The organism is Methylobacterium sp. HMF5984, from assembly GCF_045033435.1.
Classification (GTDB): domain Bacteria; phylum Pseudomonadota; class Alphaproteobacteria; order Rhizobiales; family Beijerinckiaceae; genus Methylobacterium.
In genome coordinates, this window is the sequence record NZ_JBJFLN010000001.1 from 3,814,673 (window position 1) to 3,833,810 (window position 19,138).

Here is a 19,138-nt window from a genome sequence, read left to right on the forward strand (position 1 = left end):
GATTGTCACCCGACGCGGACGCGCCCTTCCAGGCCGGCGATGCGGGCGAGGCCCCGGACGCGGTTGAGCAGGCGGTCGCCGTTCAGCGCGTCCCATTCGGGCGGCAGGCTCAGGACGACGCGGCCGTCCTCGATGCTGAGCGGCATGCGGCGGAGCGCGCCTTCCATGCCGGCGGTCATCGGGAAGGCGACGCGCAGCAGCGCGCCGATGAGGCGGGCGCGCTCGAACAGGCGCGGGCCTGCGAGCGCCCGCAGCATCGGGTTCGCCTTCTCAGGGGCGACGCCCTCGTGGCGGAAGTAGATCGCCAGGGCGAGGAAGCCGCGGCCGGGATGGTCGATGCCGACGAAGGCCGCGTTCTGGATGATCGCGATGCTCTGCTCGCCGCGGTAGTCGGGATGCGCCCGCCAGCCGATGTCGGACAGGAGGCAGGCGGCGTGGCGCAGCCGGCGCTCGTCGGCGGTCTCCGGCCCGTCCAGCGCCGCCACGAACCGATCGGTCCAGGCGATCAGCTCGTCGGCGTGGCGCGGCGAACGCGCGCGCAGCTGATTCAGCTCGGCGCAGGAGGCGAGCAGCGGATCGAGCGCCCGGGTCTCGCGGTCGACCTGCTCGTAGAGCAGGCCCTCGCGCACGCCGGAGGCCGAGATCGCGACCTCGCGCGGGCGGCCGACGCGGATGATCTCCTCCAGCACCACCGCGCCGTAGGCCAGGAGCGGTCGCCGCGCCTCGGAGATCGCCTCGACGTCCTGCAGCGTCGCGGCGTCGGATTGCTCGACGACCTGGAGGAAGCTCAGCTCGTCCGTCGGCTCGACGCTGTAGCCGTGCATCACGTGGACGGGATATTGCCGCGCGGCCTGGTGCAGGCGGGCGAGCGCCCGCCAGGTGCCGCCGACCGCGTAGAAGGTGCGGCCGCGCAGGGTCTCGAGCTGCGGCGCAGCCTTCTTCATGTGCTCGCGCACGATCTTGCCGGCCTTCTTCAGCGAGCCGCCGGAGAGGTCCTGCAGCGCGAGGCCGCCGAGCGGCATCGTCACGCCCTGCCCGACCACGGCGCCGCGCACGTCGACGAGTTCCAGCGAGCCGCCGCCGAGGTCGCCGACGACGCCGTCCGGCGCATGGAAGCCCGAGACCACGCCGAGCGCCGACAGCTCGGCCTCGCGCCGCCCCGACAACAGCTCGATGCGCGTGCCGCAGGCCGCCTCGGCGGCCTCGAGGAAGGCGGGCCCGTTGGAGGCGTCGCGGGCCGCGGCGGTGGCGAGCACGAACAGGCGCGAAACCCGCATGGTCTCGCACAGCACCCGGAAGCGGGCGAGCGCGGCGAGCGCCCGGCGCACCGCCTCGTCGTTGAGGCGGCCGGTGGTGAGGACGTTGCGGCCGAGCCCGCACAGGACCTTCTCGTTGTAGAGCGGCGTCGGGGCCCGGCTCAGGCCGTCATAGGCGACGAGGCGGACCGAGTTCGAGCCGATGTCGATGATCGCGACGGGCGCGTTGACCAAGGCCGGCTCCCGGTCGGCGGAATGGGCGAGCGTGAGGTTGGCGCGATGGGGACCCAAGCAACGACCTCGCTGTATGATACCGATCGGCTCGTCGAACGCACGTCTGGATGACCCGGCGGCGCGATCCGCACCGCCCGATCCGTGTATCCGGCCGGGGGCCGGACGATCAGCCCCGCTGCGCGCGACGGCTGAGAGCCCGCGGGCTCGACTTCTTCGACGACTTGCCGCGACCGGACAGGCTCGGGTTCGTCATGAAGTACTTGTGCGCGTTGAACGGTTCCTCGCCCTCGGCGGGGTGGATGCGCTCGGCGCCGCCAGATGCCAGTACACGCCAGCTCTGGCGGTTGTCGAGAAGGTTGGCCAGCATGATCTGGTCGAGAACCTGTTGATGGACCGTCGGGTTGCTGATCGGCAGCAGCGACTCGACGCGGCGGTCCAGGTTGCGGCTCATCAGGTCGGCCGAGGAGATGTAGACCGTCGCCTTCGGGTGCGGCAGCCCGACGCCGTTGCCGAAGGCGTAGATGCGCCCGTGCTCGAGGAAGCGCCCGACGATCGACTTCACGCGGATCGTCTCGGACAGGCCAGGCACGCCCGGCCGCAGGCAGCAGATGCCGCGGACCACGCAGTCGATCTGCACGCCCTCCTGCGAGGCATCGTAGAGCGCGTCGATGATCTGCGCGTCGACCAGCGAGTTGCACTTGATCCAGATCGCGGCCGGCCGGCCCGCCCTGGCGTGGGCCGCCTCCGCCTCGATGTCGGCCAGCAGCCGCGCCTTGGCGGTCAGGGGCGAGACCGACATCCGCTCCAGCTGCGCCGGCTCGGCGTAGCCGGTGATGAAGTTGAAGATCCGCGAGACGTCGCGCGCCACCGCCGGGTCGGCGGTGAAGAACGACAGGTCGGTGTAGATGCGGGCGGTGATCGGGTGATAGTTGCCGGTGCCGACGTGGCAGTAGGTCACGAGCTTGTCGCCCTCGCGCCGCACCACCATCGACAGCTTGGCGTGGGTCTTCAGCTCGACGAAGCCGAACACCACCTGCGCGCCGGCCTTCTCGAGGTTGCGCGCCCAGCGGATGTTGGCCTCCTCGTCGAAGCGCGCCTTCAGCTCGACCAGCGCGGTGACCGACTTGCCGAGCTCGGCGGCCTCGGCGAGCGCCGCGACGATCGGCGAGTTCGACGAGGTGCGGTAGAGCGTCTGCTTGATCGCGACGACGTTCGGGTCGCGCGCGGCCTGGGCCAGGAACTGCACCACCGAATCGAACGATTCGTAAGGGTGGTGGACGCAGAAATCCTTCTGGCGGATCGCCGCGAACACGTCACCGCCGCTCTCGCGGATGCGCTCGGGGAAGCGCGGATTGTACGGCTTGAACTTGAGGTCGGGCCGGTCGATCCCGACGATCTGCGACAGCTCGTTGAGCGCCAGCATGCCCTCGACGATGAACACCGCGTCCGCGCCGATCTCGAGCTCGTCGCAGACGAAGCTGCGCAGGTCCTCCGGCATGCCGGACTCGACCTCGAGGCGGATGACGATGCCGCGGCGGCGCTGCTTCAGCGCGGTCTCGAAATGCAGGACGAGGTCCTCCGCCTCCTCCTCGATCTCGAGGTCCGAATCCCGGATCACCCGGAAGGCGCCCTGCCCCTTCACCAGGTAGCCCGGGAACAGGCGCCCGGTGAACAGCACGATCACCTGCTCGATGGCGATGAAGCGCGCGACCGTGTCGTCCTCGATCGCCGGAAGCCGCACGAAGCGGTCGAGCACGCCCGGCATGCGGATCAGCGCGCGCAGCACGCGGCCGTCGCGCGGACGCATCAGCATCAGCGCGATGGTGGTGCCGAGGTTCGGGATGAACGGGAACGGGTGGGCCGGGTCGATCGCCAGCGGCGTCAGCACCGGGAAGACGTGGTTGAGGAAGTACTCCTCCAGCCACGCGGCGTGCTCCGGGCGCAGGGCGTCGGGCTCGACCAGGGCGACGACGCCGTCGAGCTCCTCGCGCAGCTCGCGCCAGCGCGCCTGCTGGTCCTCCGCGAGCTTCGACACGCCGGTGCCGATGCGCGCAAGCTGCTCGGACGGCGACAGCCCGTCCTGCGACGGCAGCGTCAGCCCGGCGCGGACCTGATCGTGCAGGCCGGCGACGCGGACCATGAAGAACTCGTCGAGGTTGTTGGCGGAGATCGAGAGGAAGCGCAGCTTCTCCAGCAGCGGATGCGACGGGTTCGCGGCCTCTTCGAGAACGCGCCGGTTGAACTGCAGCCACGACAGCTCGCGGTTGACGAAGCGCTCCGGCGAAAGCCGCAGGGCGCGGCCGGCCTCGAGGATCGTCTCACGCGCGGCCTTGTCGTCGTCGGCCGCCGGCGGCTCGGGGATCTCGGCGGTGGTCGGCCACTCGTCGCCGGCGGCCTCGGACGCTGAGGGACGGCGCGAGGTCCGTGCGGATGCCGGCGCCCGGCGCGGCGCGCGCTTCGGCGCCGCGTCGTCTCCGGCTTCGGTGACGTCGTCCGCACGATCGAGGGCGTCCACGTTCGATTCGATGTCCGACAACCCTGCCACTCCTCACCTGCCGCCTGTCGCGGCGTCCCTAACATGGGTGCTCTGCCGGAATGCGACACTGCCGTGACGGTCGGCGACGGGCGAGCCCGTTCCTCGGCGATGGCCGGCGGCGTCCGACCGATCGCGATCAGTCGTCCTCGTCGTCGCCGCCATCCGCGATCCCGAGGCGTTCGAGGACCGCGAGCGCCAGCGGCCGCGTGATGCGGCGGCCGCGGCCGAGGGCGTCGCGGTCGAGCTCGGTCACCACCTCGCGGGCGCGCCCGAGGGAGCGGTCGATGCGCAGGGCGACGGCGTCGATCACCCGGAGATCGACCACGAGCTGCCGATCGACGAACAGCTTGACGATGACCGCGCGCAGCAGGGCGTCGTCGGGCTCGCGGATCGCGACGCCCGGCGCCAGCCTCAGGCGCGAGCGCAGGTCGGCCACCGTCAGGCCGATCTGGTCGACCGCCGCGCCGCTGGTCAGCAGCACCGGGCATTTTCGCTCGCGGGCGAGGTTGAGCAGGTGGAACAGGGCGGCCTCGTCGCGGCCCGGGCGGTCGATGTCCTCGATCACCAGGGCACCGTTCGAGATGCAGTGGGTCACGGTCTCCGCCGTGACCTCGGCCGCCGGCACGGTCCAGGCATGGGCCCGCGTCGCCCAGATCGAGGCGAGATGGCTCTTGCCGCTGCCCGGCGGGCCGGTGAGCACGAGCACGGTGTCCGGCCAGTCGGGCCAGGCCTCGATCGACGCGTAGGCGGCCTCGTTGGCGGTGCCGACCAGGAAATCCTCGCGGCCGTAGCGCGGATCGAGCGGCAGGTCGAAGGCCAGTTGCTTCGGGGGGGCGTTCTCGCGCATGCGGCGCCCAGGGTGACCGTGCCGGCCCGACAGTCAAGCGCCAAGGCTCAAGGCCGCGGCACCTCGATCAGCACCGGCTGCTCGGCGTGGTAGAGCCGGCTCTGCAGGTAGCGCGACAGGGCGAAGCGCACGACGACGCCGATTGAGGCCGCAACCGGCACTGCGAGCAGCAGCCCGAGGAAGCCGAACAGCGAGCCGAAGGCGAGCAGCGCGAACATCAGCCAGACCGGATGCAGACCGACGGATTCGCCGACGAGCTTGGGCGCGATCACGTTGCCCTCGAGGAACTGCCCGACGAGGAACACGCCCACCGTCAGCCCGAGATGCAGCCAGTCCGAGCCCGGCCAGAACTGCACCAGCGCGACGCCGACCGAGAGCAGGAAGCCGGTGAGCGTGCCGACATACGGGATGAAGGTGAGGAAGCCGGCGATCAGCCCGATCAGCACGCCGAAGTTCAGACCGACGAGCCAGAGGCCGACCGCGTAGAAGGTGCCGAGGATCAGGCAGACCAGCGTCTGGCCGCGGACGAAGCCGATGATCGCGCGATCGATCTGCGCGGCGAGCCGGCGCACCGTCGTGCGGTGGCGCGGCGGCACCCAGGTGTCGAGCGTCGCGATCATCCGGTCCCAGTCGACGAGGATGTAGAACGCGACCACCGGCGTCACCACCAGCAGCGAGATCACCGAGATCACGGCCTGCGAGCCGGACCAGATCGACTTGAGGAAGGCGAGCAGCCACGCGCCGCCCTGCGTCGCGAGGGTCCCGACGGAGGATTGCAGCTCGTTGACCACGTCGGCGCCGCCGAGCCGCTGCAGCACCGGGCCGGCCCGCTCGGCGATGATGCCCTGCAGCCGCCCGATCATGCCGGGCAGGCTGTTGATCAGCGCCGCCACCTGATTGGCGGCGAGCGGCACCAGGATCAGCAGCGACACGATCAGGCCGGCGACGAACATCGCCAGGATCAGCAGGCTCGCCGTCAGCCGACCGAGGCCGAGGCGCTCGAGCCGGTCGGCCAGCGGATCGAGCAGGTAGGCGAGCGCGATGCCAGCCACGAAGGGCAGCATCACCTCCCGCAGCAGGTAGACCACGATGCCGAGGGCGACGAGCGCCGCCAGACCGATCACAGCCCTGCCGCGCATCGACGCCCTCCCCTGCGAACTCGCGTGGGGACAGTGGGAAGGCGGTTCCAAACGGTCAAGGCGGCCGCCGGTGTCCGCCGTGCCACGGAGCGGCCGCAGTGCGTCATTTTCTTGTGGCCCGACGGGTTCGGTCGGCGCGAATCTCGGCTAAAGCAGCCCCGGACCACAGGAACGGAACGCCGATGACGGCCGAGACCACGAACGGGCTGACCTACGCGCATGCGGGCGTCGACATCGATGCCGGCAACGCGATGGTCGAGACCATCAAGCCGCTGGTGCGCGCCACGCGCCGGCCCGGGGCCGACGCGGAGATCGGCGGGTTCGGCGGCCTGTTCGACCTCAAGGCCGCGGGCTTCAAGGACGCGATCCTGGTGGCCGCCAACGACGGCGTCGGCACCAAGGTGAAGATCGCGATCGAGACCGGTCGGCACGACACGATCGGCATCGACCTCGTGGCGATGTGCGTCAACGACATCATCGTCCAGGGCGCCGAGCCGCTGTTCTTCCTCGACTACTACGCCACCGGCAAGCTCGTGCCGGGCGTCGGCGCCGACATCGTCCGCGGCATCGCCGAGGGCTGCCGCCAGGCCGGCTGCGCCCTGATCGGCGGCGAGACCGCCGAGATGCCAGGCCTCTACGACGGCGCAGACTACGACCTCGCCGGGTTCTCGGTCGGCGCGGCCGAGCGCGGCACCCTGCTGCCGAAGCCCGGCATCCGCGCCGGAGACGCGGTGCTCGGCCTGCCCTCCTCCGGCGTGCACTCGAACGGCTTCTCGCTGGTCCGCCGCATCGTCGCGCGCACCGGCCTGGCCTGGGACGCGGCCGCGCCGTTCGCCCCCGGGAGGACGCTGGGCGAGGCGTTGCTGGAGCCGACGCGGATCTACGTGAAGCCGCTGCTCGCGGTGTTGAAGGCGACCGACGGGATCAAGGCGCTCGCCCACATCACCGGCGGCGGCTTCCCGGACAACCTGCCCCGTGTCCTGCCCGACGACGTCGGCATCACGATCGACCTCGACGCGGTCCGCCCGCCGCCGGTCTTCGGCTGGCTCGCGCGGGAGGGCGGCGTCGCCGAAGCCGAGATGCTGCGCACCTTCAACTGCGGCATCGGCATGGTGCTGGTGGTCGCCGAGGAGCGCGCCGAGGCGGTGATTCGGGCCCTCGCCGAGGCCGGCGAGGCACCGGTGCGGCTCGGGGCGATCACCGCCCGCGGCCCGGAGCCCGTCGCGTTCACCGGCCGCCTCGCGCTTTAATGGCGGCGAAGCCCAGAACGCGCGTCGCCATCCTGATCTCGGGCCGCGGCTCGAACATGGTCTCGCTGATCGAGGCGGCGAAGGCGCCGGATTACCCGGCCGAGATCGTGCTGGTGCTCTCGAACCGGCCGGAGGCCGGCGGCCTCGCCCATGCGCGTTCCGTCGGCATCCCAGCGCACGCGATCGACCACACCACGTTCTCCGACCGCGCGACCTTCGACGCCGCGCTCGACGCCGAGCTGCGCGCGGCCGGCGTCGAGCTGGTGTGCCTCGCCGGCTTCATGCGGATCTTCTCGGCGGGCTTCGCCGAGGCCTGGGCCGGGCGGATGATCAACATCCACCCGTCCCTGCTGCCGCTGTTCAAGGGCACGCACACCCACGCGCAGGCGCTCGCCGCCGGCGTCCGCCTCCACGGCTGCACGGTGCATTACGTGGTGCCGGAACTCGATGCCGGCCCGATCGTGGCGCAGGCGGCGGTCCCGGTGCGTTCGGGCGACGATCCCGACAGCCTCGCGGCGCGGGTGATCGTGCAGGAGCACAGGCTCTACCCGGCAGCGCTCGCGCTGGTGGCTGGGGGGCGTGCCCGGTTGGAGGGCGAGCGCGTCGTGATCGACGACGATCGCGGCGCGGCCGACGCGGCCCTGCTGAGCCTGTAGCGTTCCGCGCCTTCCCTCCCCCGCAGAAGGGAGAGGGAAAGCCTCGTACTTGTTTCTAGACCGGCCGCTGCAGCTTGCACGAATCCAGTGCGTTCAGCGCCTTGGCGCGGGCGGAATCGTTGAAGTAGCCGGTGGCGCGGTAGGCCTCGATCTCGGACTCGTCGAGCGAGCGCATGGTCTGCTTCGCGTAGCAGCCGCAGGGGCGCTCCAGCGAGGCTTCCGGCGCGTTGGTGATGCGGGCCTGGACCACGGCGCAGGCGTGGCGCACGCGGCCTTCGAGGTTGGCCTTCGGCACCGTGCGCAGCGCCGGGTCGGGCTGGTACTGATCGAACGGCGCGGAGGACCCGCTGGCGAGGGCGGCGGTCGCGGCGAGCGAGAGCAGGCCGGCGGCGATCAGGGACAGGCGGCGGGTCGTCATGGCAGGTCCATTGGCGAGATCTGGAAATCCGACGCCGTTGGACTCTCTGGCCGCCTGCTTCGTCAATGACGGTGCGGCCACACCGCCCTCCATTCCGGGCGATGTGGCGTTCTACCGAGCCGAAGGCGTCCCCGGTGTGTTCCGGCGACCACCCTCGGGCACGCGGTTCCCGCGTTCCTCAGCCGACGATGTCGGAATCCTGGAAGAACTGCGCGATTTCCATCTTGGCGTTGTCGGCACTGTCAGAGCCGTGGACGGTGTTCTCGCCGACCGATTCCGAGAAGGTCTTGCGGATGGTGCCCTCGGCGGCCTGGGCCGGGTTCGTCGCACCCATCACTTCACGGTACTTCGCGACGGCGTTCTCGCCCTCGAGCACCTGAACCACCACCGGGCCCGAGGTCATGAAGGTCACGAGCTCGCCGAAGAACGGGCGCTCCTTGTGGATCTCGTAGAACTTCTCGGCCTGGGCCTGGCTCATCTGGATGCGGCGCTGGCCGACGATCCGCAGGCCCGCCTTCTCGATGACCGCGTTGACGGCGCCGGTGAGGTTCCGCTTGGTCGCGTCGGGCTTGAGGATGGAGAAGGTGCGCTCGGTGGCCATGGTCAGTCCGCTTCGGATGAAAATAAAAAACGCCAGCAAGCGCGTCGCGAAAAACGCTTTGGCGCCGGGCTTATAGCGAGGGCGCCGGACACCCTCAACCCGAGCCTGCCCGATGCTTGGCCATGGCAACGCTGCAACACTGCCGAAAAATCGCCCGAATGCGGTGGCTGAGTGATCTCACGAACTCCACCCGCCCCGCGCCGTCAGGCGCCAGCTTCGGAGCTACCTGCATGCGTCTCGCCCTCGCCGCCACCCTCCTCCTCGCCGGCATCGCCTCGGCGCACGCCCAGTCGAGCAAGGATCCCTCCGGCACCTGGCTGACCGAGGACGGCCGCGCGAAGATCCGCATCGACCGCTGCGGCGCCGGCCAGGCTCAGGTCTGCGGCAAGGTGGTGTGGCTCAAGGTCGCCACCACGGAAGCCGGCGCGCCGCGCACCGACATCAAGAACCCCGATCCGAAGAAGCGCTCGCGCCCCGTACTCGGCCTGCCGCTGATCGAGGGCCTGCAGCCGGACGAGGCGAAGTTCTCCGGCAGCATCTACAACATCGAGGAAGGCAAGATCTATCAGGTCAGCCTCGAGCGCGAGAACGCCTCGGAGCTGTCGGTCTCGGGCTGCCTGCTCAAGGTGCTGTGCGGCTCGCAGACCTGGACCAAGGTGCCGGACGTGAACCAGCAGGCCGCGAATGTCGGCGCCGAGCCGGCGCCGCAGAAGCCGGCCAAGCCCGCCGCCAAGTAGGCGGGACCGCTCTCCTGCGGACGCCGTCGATGGCGGCGTCCGATCAGCATGCCGGCGCACCCGATCAGATCGCGGAGAGGCCTCTCTGCACGGCGGGCCGTGCCAGGACCCGGTCGAGCCACGCCTTCACGTTCGGCAGCGCCCCGAGGTCGACGCCCTGCTTGCCGGTGAACTTCGCCCACGGCACCGTCGCCATGTCGGCGATGGAGTAGTCCCCGGCGAGGTACTCGCGATCCGCCAGCCGCCGGTCGAGCACGCCGTAGAGCCGGTTGGTCTCGGCGATGAACCGCTCGATCGCGTAGGGGATCTTCTCCTTCGCGTAGATCTTGAAATGGTGGGTCTGGCCGAGCATCGGCCCGAAGCCGGCGCATTGCCAGAACAGCCACTCGTCGACCGCGACGCGCGCCCGCTCGTCGGCCGGATAGAAGCGGCCGGTCTTTCGCCCGAGGTATTGCAGGATCGCGCCGGATTCGAAGATCGAGACCGGCTCGCCGCCCGGCCCGTCGTGATCGACGATCGCCGGGATCTTGTTGTTGGGCGAGATTTCGAGGAACGCGGGCGCCATCTGCTCGCCCTTGGCGATGTCGACCGGGACGACCCGATACGGCAGGCCGCACTCCTCCAGCATGATCGGGATCTTCCAGCCGTTCGGCGTGCTCCAGGTGTGGAGATCGATCGGTTTGCCGGTCACGGCCGCCATCGCTTGCCTTCGCTCTCAACGGATCGGCCGGCCGTCACGACGGGCCCCGTCTGCCGACGGTAGCTACCTCGGAACTCGGCGCGTACTCAAGGGCGGCCGATCACCGCTCAAGTTTTTGAGAGATCACCGGGTCGCCTGTTGCCGCTCGGTCGTTCGGCCTTGTCCTCGGCCAAGCTTGGCGATGTGGTGGGGCGAGGTAGCGCACGTCGCGATTCGACGTGCCGCCCCGGAGGGTCCGCCGTCATGTTCGCCCGTTTCCTCGCGATCGCCGCCTTCGCCGTTCCGCTGGCCCTCGCCCAGCCGGTCCTGGCCAAGGATCCGCCCCCGGCCAAGCCGACCGAGACGCCGATGGCCGCGCCGGCCGCGCCAGCGGCCAAGCCCGACGCCGCCCCGAGCGCGGGGCAGATGGCGGCGGGCCAGCGCCAGAAGACCTGCGGCGCGCAGTGGCGGGCGCTGGCCGACGCCGAGAAGGTGTCGCAGGGCCCGAAGTGGCCGCAATACTGGAGCAAGTGCAACAAGCGCCTTAAGGGCGAGAAGGCCTGACGGATCGTCCTGCGTTCCGGCGGGTTGTGCGTTCTGGTACCCAAGCGTAACCGAACGCGATGATGACGGAACGACAGGCGCTGCAGCGCACGGTGGCGGTGGCGGCGATCGTTCCGATCGCGGCCGGATTGTATGGCGTGGTCTTCGGCATGAACGGCCTGGAGGCCGGCCTGCCCGACATCTCGGCCGACAGCCATTTCCGCTACCTGTCCGGCCTGCTCACGGGCATCGGCATCCTGTTCCTGACCTGCGTCGCCGGGATCGAGGAGAAGGGCCGGCTCTTCCGGTTCCTCACCCTCGTCGTCGTGCTCGGCGGGCTCGCGCGCCTGCTTGGCCTGTGGCTCACCGGCGTCCCGTCGCTGACGATGCTCGCGGCGCTCGGCATGGAGCTCGGCGTCACGCCGCTGCTCTGCCTGTGGCAGGCGCGGATCGCCGGGCGGGCGCGGGACGCCGCCGCGACCGTGGAGACAGGGGCCGCCCCCGGCACGCCGGCGCGATGAGCGAGGCCGCCACCGAAACCACGCCCTGGCTCGGCCGGATGGTCGACCGGCTCGACGCGATCGTGCCGAAGCCGGCCGCCTGGGCCTTCGCCCTACGGATCTGGCTGGCGATGATGCTGGCGCTCTACGCCGCGTTCTGGTTGCAGCTCGACAGCGCGTCGTCGGCCGCCACCGGCGTGGCGATCCTGGCGCAGCCGAAGCGCGGGCAGGCGATCTCGAAGGCCGCCTACCGCTTCCTCGGCACCGTGATCGGCGGCATCGTCGCGATCGTGTTCATGGCGCTGTTCGCGCAGGACCGGGTGACGCTGCTGGTGGCGTTCGCGGTTTGGATCGGGGTCTGCGTCTTCATCGCCCAGTACCTGCAGGACACCCGCGCCTACGGCGCGATGCTGTCCGGCTACACCGTGGCGATCATCGCGCTCGCGCATATCGATGCGCCGCAGACGACGTTCGACGCGGCGGTCGGGCGCCTGGCCGCGATCACGGTCGCGATCGTCACCATCACCTTCATCAACGACGCCCTCGCCTCCCCGAGCACGTGGCGAACGTTGCTGCCGACGCTGGCCTCGGCCTATGCGGGCACCAGGACCTTCGCCCGCGAGGCGTTCACCTCGGGCGATCCCGGGCCGCTGCGGACCGCCGCGCTGATCCGGACGATCGCGCCGATGCGGGCGGATGCCAGCGCCATCGCCGGCGAGCTCGACGACGGCCCCTACCGGGCGGCCGGCGCCCGCAGCGCCATCGCGGCGCTCTACGTGATGGCGGCGGCGAGCCGTGCCGCGGCGAACGCGGCCGCGTCCCTGCGCCATCCGAGCTCGGCGGTCGAGGAGGCGATCGGGCTGTGCCGCGAGGTCGCGTCCGGCGGGGTCGGCGAACCGGATGCCGGCCGCCTCGACCGGATCGATGCACGCCTGCGCGACCTCGTCGATGCGGCGGTCCGCGATGGGCGCCGGCCGCTGGACGAGCTGGTGGCGCTCCAGCGCTGCCTCGACTTCGTCAACGCCGCGACTTTCGCTGACGACGGCCTGCGCGCCCTCGCGGACGGCCACGTGCCGCTGCGCGACGTCAAGCTTCCGACGCACCGTGACTTCCCCGTGGCCCTGCGCGCCGCGTTGCGGGTGGCGATCGGCTTCGGGCTCACAGCCGCCTTCATGGTCCTCTCGGGCCTGCCGCAGACCTCGTTCGCGCTGGTCCAGGTCGCCTCGACCTGTGCGCTGTCCTCGACCGCGCCCGATCCGAAGAAGTTCGCCGTCGGCGTCCTCATCGGCATGCCGCTGGCCTCGCTGTTCGCCGGCATCGTGCTGTTCGGCTTCCTCAACGGGAACCAGGGTTTCCCGTTGCTCGCGATCGCGATGATCGTGCCGGTGTTCGTCGCCTGCTTCCTGTCGCTGAACCCGTCCACCTTCGGCATCGGCTTCATCGCGCTGGTGTTCACGCCCGTGCTGATCGCGCCCGAGAACCCGCAGAGCTACGACCCGCAGACCTTCCTGATGAACGCGGTGCTGGTGATGGCCTCCGCGGTCATCCTGTTTCTCGCCGTCCGGCTGGTGCTGCCGATCTCGGCCTCGCAGCATCGCGCCTTTGCCCTCGATTCCGCCAAGCGCGCCCTGGCGGAAGCGCTGGCGGGCGAAGGCGGCGACGCGACCACGCGGACCAGCCTGAACGCCGACCGCTTGTTCCAGTTCGCGGGATACACCTCCGGCAGCCGTGCCGTGCGGCACATGGCGATGGTGCACGCCTTCGCCCTGTCGCAGCTCGAATCCGCGGCGGCGCGCGCCCACGCCCAGATGCGGCTGCTGAGCGGCACCGAGGCGATGCGTGCCCCCGTCGCGAAGGGCCGCGAGGCTTTGGCGCGCGGCGATGCCTGGCGCCTGCAGGACGCGGCCCGCGACCTCCTCCGCGCCGCCGCCGATCACGAGCGCGGCACGTGCATGACGGTCGCGCGCGCGGCGACCGACCTGGTGGCCGCCGCACGCGTTATCGAGCGTCATCGGCGCTTCCTCGTGCGCCTCGACATGCCCGGTTTTTGAAACGAAGGGGTCCCGGAAGGCGACGATGCGTCACGAACTGCAAATCGGCGGGATCCTGGTCTCGCCCTTCGTCGCCTATGCGCTCGGCGCCTTCGCGATCCTGATCGCGCTACGCTTCGTCTTCGCGCGCATCCGCTTCAGCCGCTACGTCGCCAACCCGCCGCTCGCCGAGGCCGGGATCTACGTCTGCGTGCTCGCCCTCCTGATCGTGTTGCTGTGATGGCCGACGAGGACGACCCCAAGGCCTCGACGGCCGATCGCGCGGACGCGACGCGCGCCGACCCGCCGGCGCTCGCCGACGACCGCCCGGCCCGTGCCCGGCGCGGGCGCATCGGAAAGGTCCTTCGGCTCGCCGCGACCGGGGTGATCCTGCTGCTCGCCTTCCTCGCCGCGGCGGTCGTCTGGTCGTACTACGTCACCGCGCCGTGGACGCGCGACGGGCGGGTGCGGGTCCAGGTCGCCAGCATCGCTCCGCAGGTGTCGGGGCAGATCGTCGAGCTTCGCGTCGGCGACAACCAGACCGTGAAGCGCGGCGACGTTCTCTACGTGATCGATCCGTTCGACTTCGAGGTGAACGTCGCCTCGGCCGAGGCCGAGGTGAAGAACCGCGAGGCCGACCTTTCCGTCAAGAACGCCCAGTCGGCGCGGCGGCAGGCGCTGACCACGGTCTCGACCTCCGTCGAGGAGAAGCAGCAATACGCGGGCACCGCCAAGATCGCCGAGGCGGCCTTGGAGACCGCCAAGGCGCAGCTGTCGCAGGCCAAGACCAACCTCACGCGCACCCAGGTGAAGTCCACCGTCAACGGCCGGGTGACCAACCTGCTGCTGCGCACCGGCGACTACGCCTCGACGGGCACCTCGAACATCTCGGTGATCGACACGGACTCGTTCTGGGTCGACGGGTATTTTGAGGAGACCAAGATGGAGAACATCCATGTCGGCGATCCGGCCGAGATGGCGCTGATGGGCTATTCCGGGCACCTGCGCGGCACAGTCGAGAGCATCACGCAGGGCATCTCCACCGCGAATGCGGCACCGAGCACGCAGGGCCTCCCCAACGTCGATCCGGTCTACACCTGGGTGCGGCTGGCGCAGCGGGTGCCGGTGCGGATTCGCATCGGCCACGTGCCGCCGGGCGTTCCCCTGGTCGCCGGCATGACCGCGACGGTCGTCGTCGGCGAGGGCGGCACGCCGCCGCCGGCCTGGTTCATGGATCTGCGCCGGCGCATCACCGGCGAGCCGGCGCCGACCCGGGAGGCGGAGGCCGAGAAGCGCTGAGGCCGGCGCCGTCCGAGCCCGCCGGGCCGTGTTGCAGAGAACCGCGGCCTGCCGCGTATCCCTGTACCGGCGCGCCCGGATGCGCGGGCTCGCGAGGAACGCCATGACACGCCGCCCCCTGCACGTCCTCATCGCCGCCGCCGGGCTGGCGCTGGCGGCGACCGGCGCCCGGGCCGCGCCAGCCAAGGCGGCGGTGTTCGACATCCAGTTCGCGAACCTGTCGCCCGTCGCCCCCGACGCGGCCGAGATGGGGCGCCTGAAGCGCATCAGCACCGAGTTTCGCGACTTTCTGCAGAAGGAGGGCCTGTTCACGGTGGTCTGGGCCGAGCCGGACCACGAGGTGGCCGCCAGGAGCGCGGACCTGCCTCGCCGCAACGGCTGCGCCGTCACTGTCGCGAAAAGGCTCGGGGTCGACACCGCGATCACCGGCGAGGTCCAGAAGGTCTCGAACCTGATCCTCGACCTCGATGCCTACGTGAAGCCGGTCGCCGACGACGCGCCGAAGCAGGCCTGCAGCGTCGACCTACGCGGCAACACCGACGAATCGTTCAATCGCGCCGTGCCCCACATGGTCGAGAACAACATGAGCGCCGGGCCGTAGGACCGGTCGATTTTAATGATCTCGCAGAGCTTGCGACGCCGACCCGATCGATGTCGCGACGCATCAAGAGGTCGCCCATCATCGTCCAGGCGATCTTTTGCGGTGCGATCGACTATTCGCAAATGCGAAGACTGAAAAGAGCAGCCGAAATGCACGCTTGACGTCGTGGTCTGTCGGGATCAGTCTATCTCCGTGCTTCGCCGATGGCGAAGCCGAGGCCGACCGGTGGGGTGAGCCTTCCGCCGGAGCAGGCAGGAGGAGACGAGCATGACTCCACCGCAGCGCGACGCCGCCACGACGACTTCGTGACCCGTTCGGCCCGAGGTCCAGCGGCATCAGGCGGACGACGGACGGAAGCGGCCTCAGGGGCGCAGAAGCGGCCGGCACGGCTCGCCTTCGAATGCGCGAAATGCCCCGGCTCGGCCGCTTCCGCCCGGTTCTCAGATTCTACTCGATCCCGAGCTTGCTCTTGAGCAGGGCGTTGACCGCCGCCGGGTTCGCCTTGCCGCCGGTGGCCTTCATGGTCTGGCCGACGAACCAGCCGAGCAGCGTCGGCTTCTCCTTCGCCTGCTGAACCTTGTCGGGATTCTTGGCGATGATGTCGTCGACCGCCGCCTCGATCGCGCCGGTATCGGTGACCTGCTTCATGCCGCGGGCCTCGACGACCGCGCGCGGGTCTCCGCCTTCCGTCCAGACGATCTCGAACAGGTCCTTGGCGATCTTGCCCGAGATGACGCCCTCGCCGATCAGGTCGATGATCCGGCCGAGCTGGTCGGCGGAGACCGGCGTCGCGTCGATGCCGAGGCCTTCCTTGTTGAGGCGGCCGAACAGCTCGTTGATCACCCAGTTCGCGGCCGCCTTGCCGTCACGCCCGCGCGCCACCGCCTCGTAGTAGTCGGCCGACGCCCGCTCGGCCACGAGCACGTTGGCGTCGTAGGCGCTGAGCCCGAAATCGGCGACGAAGCGCGCCTTCTTGGCGTCCGGCAGCTCGGGCAGGCCCTCGGCGAGGGCGTCGACGTAAGCCTGGTCGAACTCGAGCGGCAGCAGGTCCGGATCGGGGAAGTACCGGTAGTCGTGCGCCTCTTCCTTGGAGCGCATCGAGCGGGTCTCGCCCTTGGCCGGATCGTACAGGCGGGTCTCCTGGGAGATCGTGCCGCCATCCTCGATGAGCGCGATCTGGCGCCGCGCCTCCGACTCGATCGCCTGGCCGATGAAGCGGATCGAGTTGACGTTCTTGATCTCGCAGCGGGTGCCGAGCGGCTGGCCGGGACGGCGCACCGAGACGTTCACGTCGGCGCGCAAGCTGCCCTTCTCCATGTCGCCGTCGCAGGTGCCGAGGTAGCGCAGGATGGTGCGCAGCTTGGTCACGTAGGCGCGGGCCTCCTCGGAGGAGCGCAGGTCCGGCCGCGAGACGATCTCCATCAGCGCGACGCCGGAGCGGTTGAGGTCGACGAAGCTCTGGGTCGGGTTCTGGTCGTGCAGCGACTTGCCGGCATCCTGCTCGAGGTGCAGCCGCTCGATCCCGACGGTGATCGACTCGCCGTCGAGCAGGTCGACGACGACCTCGCCCTCGCCGACGATCGGGTCCTTGTACTGCGAGATCTGGTAGCCCTGCGGCAGGTCCGGGTAGAAGTAGTTCTTCCGGTCGAACACCGAGCGGTGGTTGATCCGCGCCTTGAGGCCGAGGCCGGTGCGCACCGCCTGGGCCACGCATTCCTCGTTGATCACCGGCAGCATGCCGGGCATCGCCGCATCGACCAGCGAGACGTGGTCGTTCGGCTCGGCCCCGAACTCGGTGGAGGCGCCGGAGAACAGCTTCGAGCGGCTGGTGACCTGGGCATGGATCTCCATGCCGATCACCACCTCCCAGTCGTGCTCGGCGCCCTTGATGAGCTTCTTCGGGTTCACGGGAGCCGTCATGCTCGGACTTTCATGCAACGGGGCGCCGGGGCGCCGCGGAGTGTCGTGGCGGTGCGGGGACCGGTCAAGGCGCGTGCGGCCGCAGGATCCGCCGGGCGGTGAAGCCGAGGATCGACCACAGGATGGCCGCGCCCACCCGCACCGGAAAGAAGGTCGGCCCGTCGTGGCTGACCGGCGCCGGCCACGGGACGCCGATCGCGGTGACCGCCCAGGAGAACAGCACCGCGGCGACGAAGCCGGCGATGACCGCGACGAACAGCTTGCCGAACTGATCGGCCGACCAGCCGAGATAGAGGCAGACCGCGATCAGGACCGGGTCGAACCCGGCCCAGATCCAGACCGTCCAGGTATAGTAGGGGACCGTCACCACCAGGCCTTCGGCAGCACCGTGCGTCCGGCGGCGCGCTCGATCGCCTCGGCGGTGGCGAACAGGGTCTCCTCGTCGAAGGGGCGGCCGATGAGCTGGAGCCCGAGCGGCAGGCCCTGGCCGTCGAGGCCGGCCGGCACCGCGATGCCGGGAAGACCGGCCATGTTCACCGTCACGGTGAAGACGTCGTTGAGGTACATCTCGACCGGGTCGGCCGAGGCCTTCTCGCCGACGCCGAAGGCGGCCGACGGCGTCGCGGGCGTCAGGATCGCATCGACTCCGGCCGCGTATACCTCCTCGAAGTCGCGCTTGATCAGCGTGCGGATCTTCTGGGCGCGGACGTAGTAGGCGTCGTAGTAGCCGGCGGAGAGCACGTAGGTGCCAATCATGATCCGGCGCTTGACCTCGCGGCCGAACCCCGCCGCGCGGGTGTTCTCGTACATCGCGGCGATGTCCTTGCCGGGCACCCGCAGGCCGTAGCGCACGCCGTCGTAGCGGGCGAGGTTCGAGGAGGCCTCGGCCGGCGCGACGATGTAGTAGGCCGGCAGCGCCAGCTTGGTGTGGGGCAGCGAGATCTCGCGGATCGTCGCGCCGGCATCCTTCAGCCAGGCGGCGCCGTCGTCCCAGAGCTTCTGGATCTCGGCGGGCATGCCCTCGACCCGATACTCCTTCGGGATGCCGATGGTCAGGCCCTTTACCCCGCGCGAGACCGCGGCCTCGAAATCCGGCACCGGGAGGTCGACGCAGGTGGTGTCGCGCGCGTCGGGGCCGGCCATCGAGCCGAGCAGGATCGCGCAGTCGCGCACCGTGCGGGCGATCGGGCCGGCCTGGTCGAGAGAGGAGGCGAAGGCCACCGTGCCCCATCGCGAGACGCGGCCGTAGGTCGGCTTGATGCCGACGGTGCCGGTGAAGGCGGCAGGCTGCCGGATCGAGCCGCCGGTGTCGGTCGCGGTGGCGCCGAGGCAGAGATGCGCGGCGACCGCCGCCGCCGAGCCGCCCGACGAGCCGCCCGGGACGATCTTGGCGTCGGAGAGGACGCCCATTTCCTGCCGGCGCCACGGCGAGATCACGTCGCCGTAGGCGCTGGTCTCGTTCGAGGAGCCCATCGCGAACTCGTCGAGGTTGAGCTTGCCCAGCATCACCGCGCCGTCGCGCCAGAGGTTGGCCGAGACGGCGGATTCGTAGTGCGGCTCGAAGGTCTCGAGGATCCTGGAGCCTGCGGTCGTGACGACGCCCTCGGTGCAGAACAGGTCCTTGATGCCGAGCGGCAGCCCTTCGAGCGGGCCGGCGTCGCCCTTGGCGATCTTCGCGTCGGAGGCGTCCGCCATCGTCAGGGCGCGGTCGGGCGTCTCCAGCAGGTAGGCGTTGAGGACCCGCGCCTTCTCCAGCGCCGCGATGTGCGCCTGCGCGATCTCGCGGGCGGAGAAGGTCTTGGCCTTCAGGCCGTCGCGCGCCTCGGCGAGGCTGAGTTCGTTGAGGTCTGTCACGCTGTTCGTCCTCGGCCGTTCGGCCGCGATGCGGGTCG

The 19,138-nt window shown here is 70.3% G+C and carries 19 protein-coding genes; 9 read left to right on the forward strand and 10 right to left on the reverse strand.

Annotated features, from left to right (window positions below; translation table 11 throughout):
* Window positions 1-5: 5 nt before the first annotated feature.
* The 4 genes from ppx to ACFZ8E_RS18540 form a co-directional block, all read right to left on the reverse strand.
* A complete protein-coding gene (gene ppx / locus ACFZ8E_RS18525; protein WP_147726092.1) occupies window positions 6-1,547 on the reverse strand; it encodes an exopolyphosphatase in 1,542 nt (513 codons plus the stop codon).
* Window positions 1,548-1,656: 109 nt separating this feature from the next.
* Window positions 1,657-4,017 carry an RNA degradosome polyphosphate kinase gene (locus ACFZ8E_RS18530; protein ID WP_243938422.1) on the reverse strand — a complete coding sequence of 787 codons (2,361 nt, stop codon included), beginning with the start codon at window positions 4,015-4,017 and terminating at the stop codon, window positions 1,657-1,659.
* A gap of 145 nt (window positions 4,018-4,162) precedes the next feature.
* A complete protein-coding gene (locus tag ACFZ8E_RS18535; RefSeq protein ID WP_405043444.1) occupies window positions 4,163-4,873 on the reverse strand; it encodes a hypothetical protein in 711 nt (236 codons plus the stop codon).
* Between the two features lie 47 nt (window positions 4,874-4,920).
* Entirely contained in the window at window positions 4,921-6,012 is a 1,092-nt protein-coding gene (locus ACFZ8E_RS18540) for an AI-2E family transporter (RefSeq protein WP_243938412.1), read from the reverse strand.
* A 182-nt stretch (window positions 6,013-6,194) separates the two neighbouring features.
* Here ACFZ8E_RS18540 and purM point away from each other — a divergent pair, with 182 nt between their 5' ends.
* On the forward strand, window positions 6,195-7,262 hold the full coding sequence (gene purM / locus ACFZ8E_RS18545) for a phosphoribosylformylglycinamidine cyclo-ligase (RefSeq protein WP_243949458.1): 1,068 nt from the start codon (window positions 6,195-6,197) through the stop codon (window positions 7,260-7,262).
* Window positions 7,262-7,918 carry a phosphoribosylglycinamide formyltransferase gene (purN, locus tag ACFZ8E_RS18550; RefSeq protein WP_147841662.1) on the forward strand — a complete coding sequence of 219 codons (657 nt, stop codon included), beginning with the start codon at window positions 7,262-7,264 and terminating at the stop codon, window positions 7,916-7,918. Before purM ends, purN begins: the two co-directional genes overlap by 1 nt.
* 55 nt (window positions 7,919-7,973) lie before the next feature.
* On the opposite strand, the gene ACFZ8E_RS18555 is transcribed toward purN, so the two are convergent.
* Window positions 7,974-8,336, reverse strand: a complete 363-nt coding sequence (locus ACFZ8E_RS18555) for a hypothetical protein (protein WP_147726087.1) — start codon at window positions 8,334-8,336, stop codon at window positions 7,974-7,976.
* 178 nt (window positions 8,337-8,514) lie between these two features.
* Window positions 8,515-8,937, reverse strand: coding sequence for a nucleoside-diphosphate kinase (gene ndk / locus ACFZ8E_RS18560; RefSeq protein ID WP_147726086.1), 423 nt, complete (start codon window positions 8,935-8,937; stop codon window positions 8,515-8,517).
* 230 nt (window positions 8,938-9,167) lie between these two features.
* Between ndk and ACFZ8E_RS18565 the strand changes: the two genes are divergently transcribed.
* The gene (locus tag ACFZ8E_RS18565) at window positions 9,168-9,674 is read left to right on the forward strand and encodes a DUF2147 domain-containing protein (RefSeq protein WP_147841661.1); all 507 of its coding nucleotides are present in this window, start codon (window positions 9,168-9,170) and stop codon (window positions 9,672-9,674) included.
* A gap of 64 nt (window positions 9,675-9,738) precedes the next feature.
* Here the strand turns inward: ACFZ8E_RS18565 and ACFZ8E_RS18570 are convergent, their stop codons facing one another.
* The gene (locus tag ACFZ8E_RS18570) at window positions 9,739-10,374 is read right to left on the reverse strand and encodes a glutathione S-transferase N-terminal domain-containing protein (protein ID WP_405043445.1); all 636 of its coding nucleotides are present in this window, start codon (window positions 10,372-10,374) and stop codon (window positions 9,739-9,741) included.
* Between the two features lie 243 nt (window positions 10,375-10,617).
* On the opposite strand from ACFZ8E_RS18570, the gene ACFZ8E_RS18575 reads away from it, so the two are divergent.
* The 6 genes from ACFZ8E_RS18575 (at window position 10,618) to ACFZ8E_RS18600 (ending at window position 15,326) form a co-directional block, all read left to right on the forward strand.
* Entirely contained in the window at window positions 10,618-10,917 is a 300-nt protein-coding gene (locus ACFZ8E_RS18575) for a hypothetical protein (protein ID WP_405043446.1), read from the forward strand.
* Window positions 10,918-10,976: 59 nt separating this feature from the next.
* Window positions 10,977-11,417: a DUF4345 domain-containing protein gene (locus tag ACFZ8E_RS18580; protein WP_243938404.1), complete on the forward strand. Its 441-nt coding sequence runs from the start codon at window positions 10,977-10,979 to the stop codon at window positions 11,415-11,417.
* Window positions 11,414-13,447 (forward strand): FUSC family protein, encoded by a 2,034-nt coding sequence (locus tag ACFZ8E_RS18585; RefSeq protein ID WP_405043447.1) that lies wholly within the window; start codon window positions 11,414-11,416, stop codon window positions 13,445-13,447. Before ACFZ8E_RS18580 ends, ACFZ8E_RS18585 begins: the two co-directional genes overlap by 4 nt.
* A 25-nt stretch (window positions 13,448-13,472) precedes the next feature.
* On the forward strand, window positions 13,473-13,667 hold the full coding sequence (locus tag ACFZ8E_RS18590; RefSeq protein ID WP_147729829.1) for a DUF1656 domain-containing protein: 195 nt from the start codon (window positions 13,473-13,475) through the stop codon (window positions 13,665-13,667).
* A complete protein-coding gene (locus tag ACFZ8E_RS18595; RefSeq protein ID WP_405043448.1) occupies window positions 13,667-14,725 on the forward strand; it encodes a biotin/lipoyl-binding protein in 1,059 nt (352 codons plus the stop codon). The genes ACFZ8E_RS18590 and ACFZ8E_RS18595 overlap by 1 nt, the downstream gene beginning before the upstream one ends.
* 103 nt (window positions 14,726-14,828) lie before the next feature.
* Entirely contained in the window at window positions 14,829-15,326 is a 498-nt protein-coding gene (locus ACFZ8E_RS18600; RefSeq protein WP_405043449.1) for a DUF3280 domain-containing protein, read from the forward strand.
* 447 nt (window positions 15,327-15,773) lie between these two features.
* Here the strand turns inward: ACFZ8E_RS18600 and gatB are convergent, their stop codons facing one another.
* From gatB to gatA, 3 genes are all read right to left on the reverse strand, one after another.
* Window positions 15,774-17,246, reverse strand: a complete 1,473-nt coding sequence (gene gatB / locus ACFZ8E_RS18605) for an Asp-tRNA(Asn)/Glu-tRNA(Gln) amidotransferase subunit GatB (protein ID WP_405043450.1) — start codon at window positions 17,244-17,246, stop codon at window positions 15,774-15,776.
* A gap of 64 nt (window positions 17,247-17,310) precedes the next feature.
* Window positions 17,311-17,613 (reverse strand): hypothetical protein, encoded by a 303-nt coding sequence (locus tag ACFZ8E_RS18610; protein ID WP_405044409.1) that lies wholly within the window; start codon window positions 17,611-17,613, stop codon window positions 17,311-17,313.
* The gene (gene gatA / locus ACFZ8E_RS18615) at window positions 17,610-19,100 is read right to left on the reverse strand and encodes an Asp-tRNA(Asn)/Glu-tRNA(Gln) amidotransferase subunit GatA (RefSeq protein WP_405043451.1); all 1,491 of its coding nucleotides are present in this window, start codon (window positions 19,098-19,100) and stop codon (window positions 17,610-17,612) included. Before gatA ends, ACFZ8E_RS18610 begins: the two co-directional genes overlap by 4 nt.
* Between the last annotated feature and the right edge of the window lie 38 nt (window positions 19,101-19,138).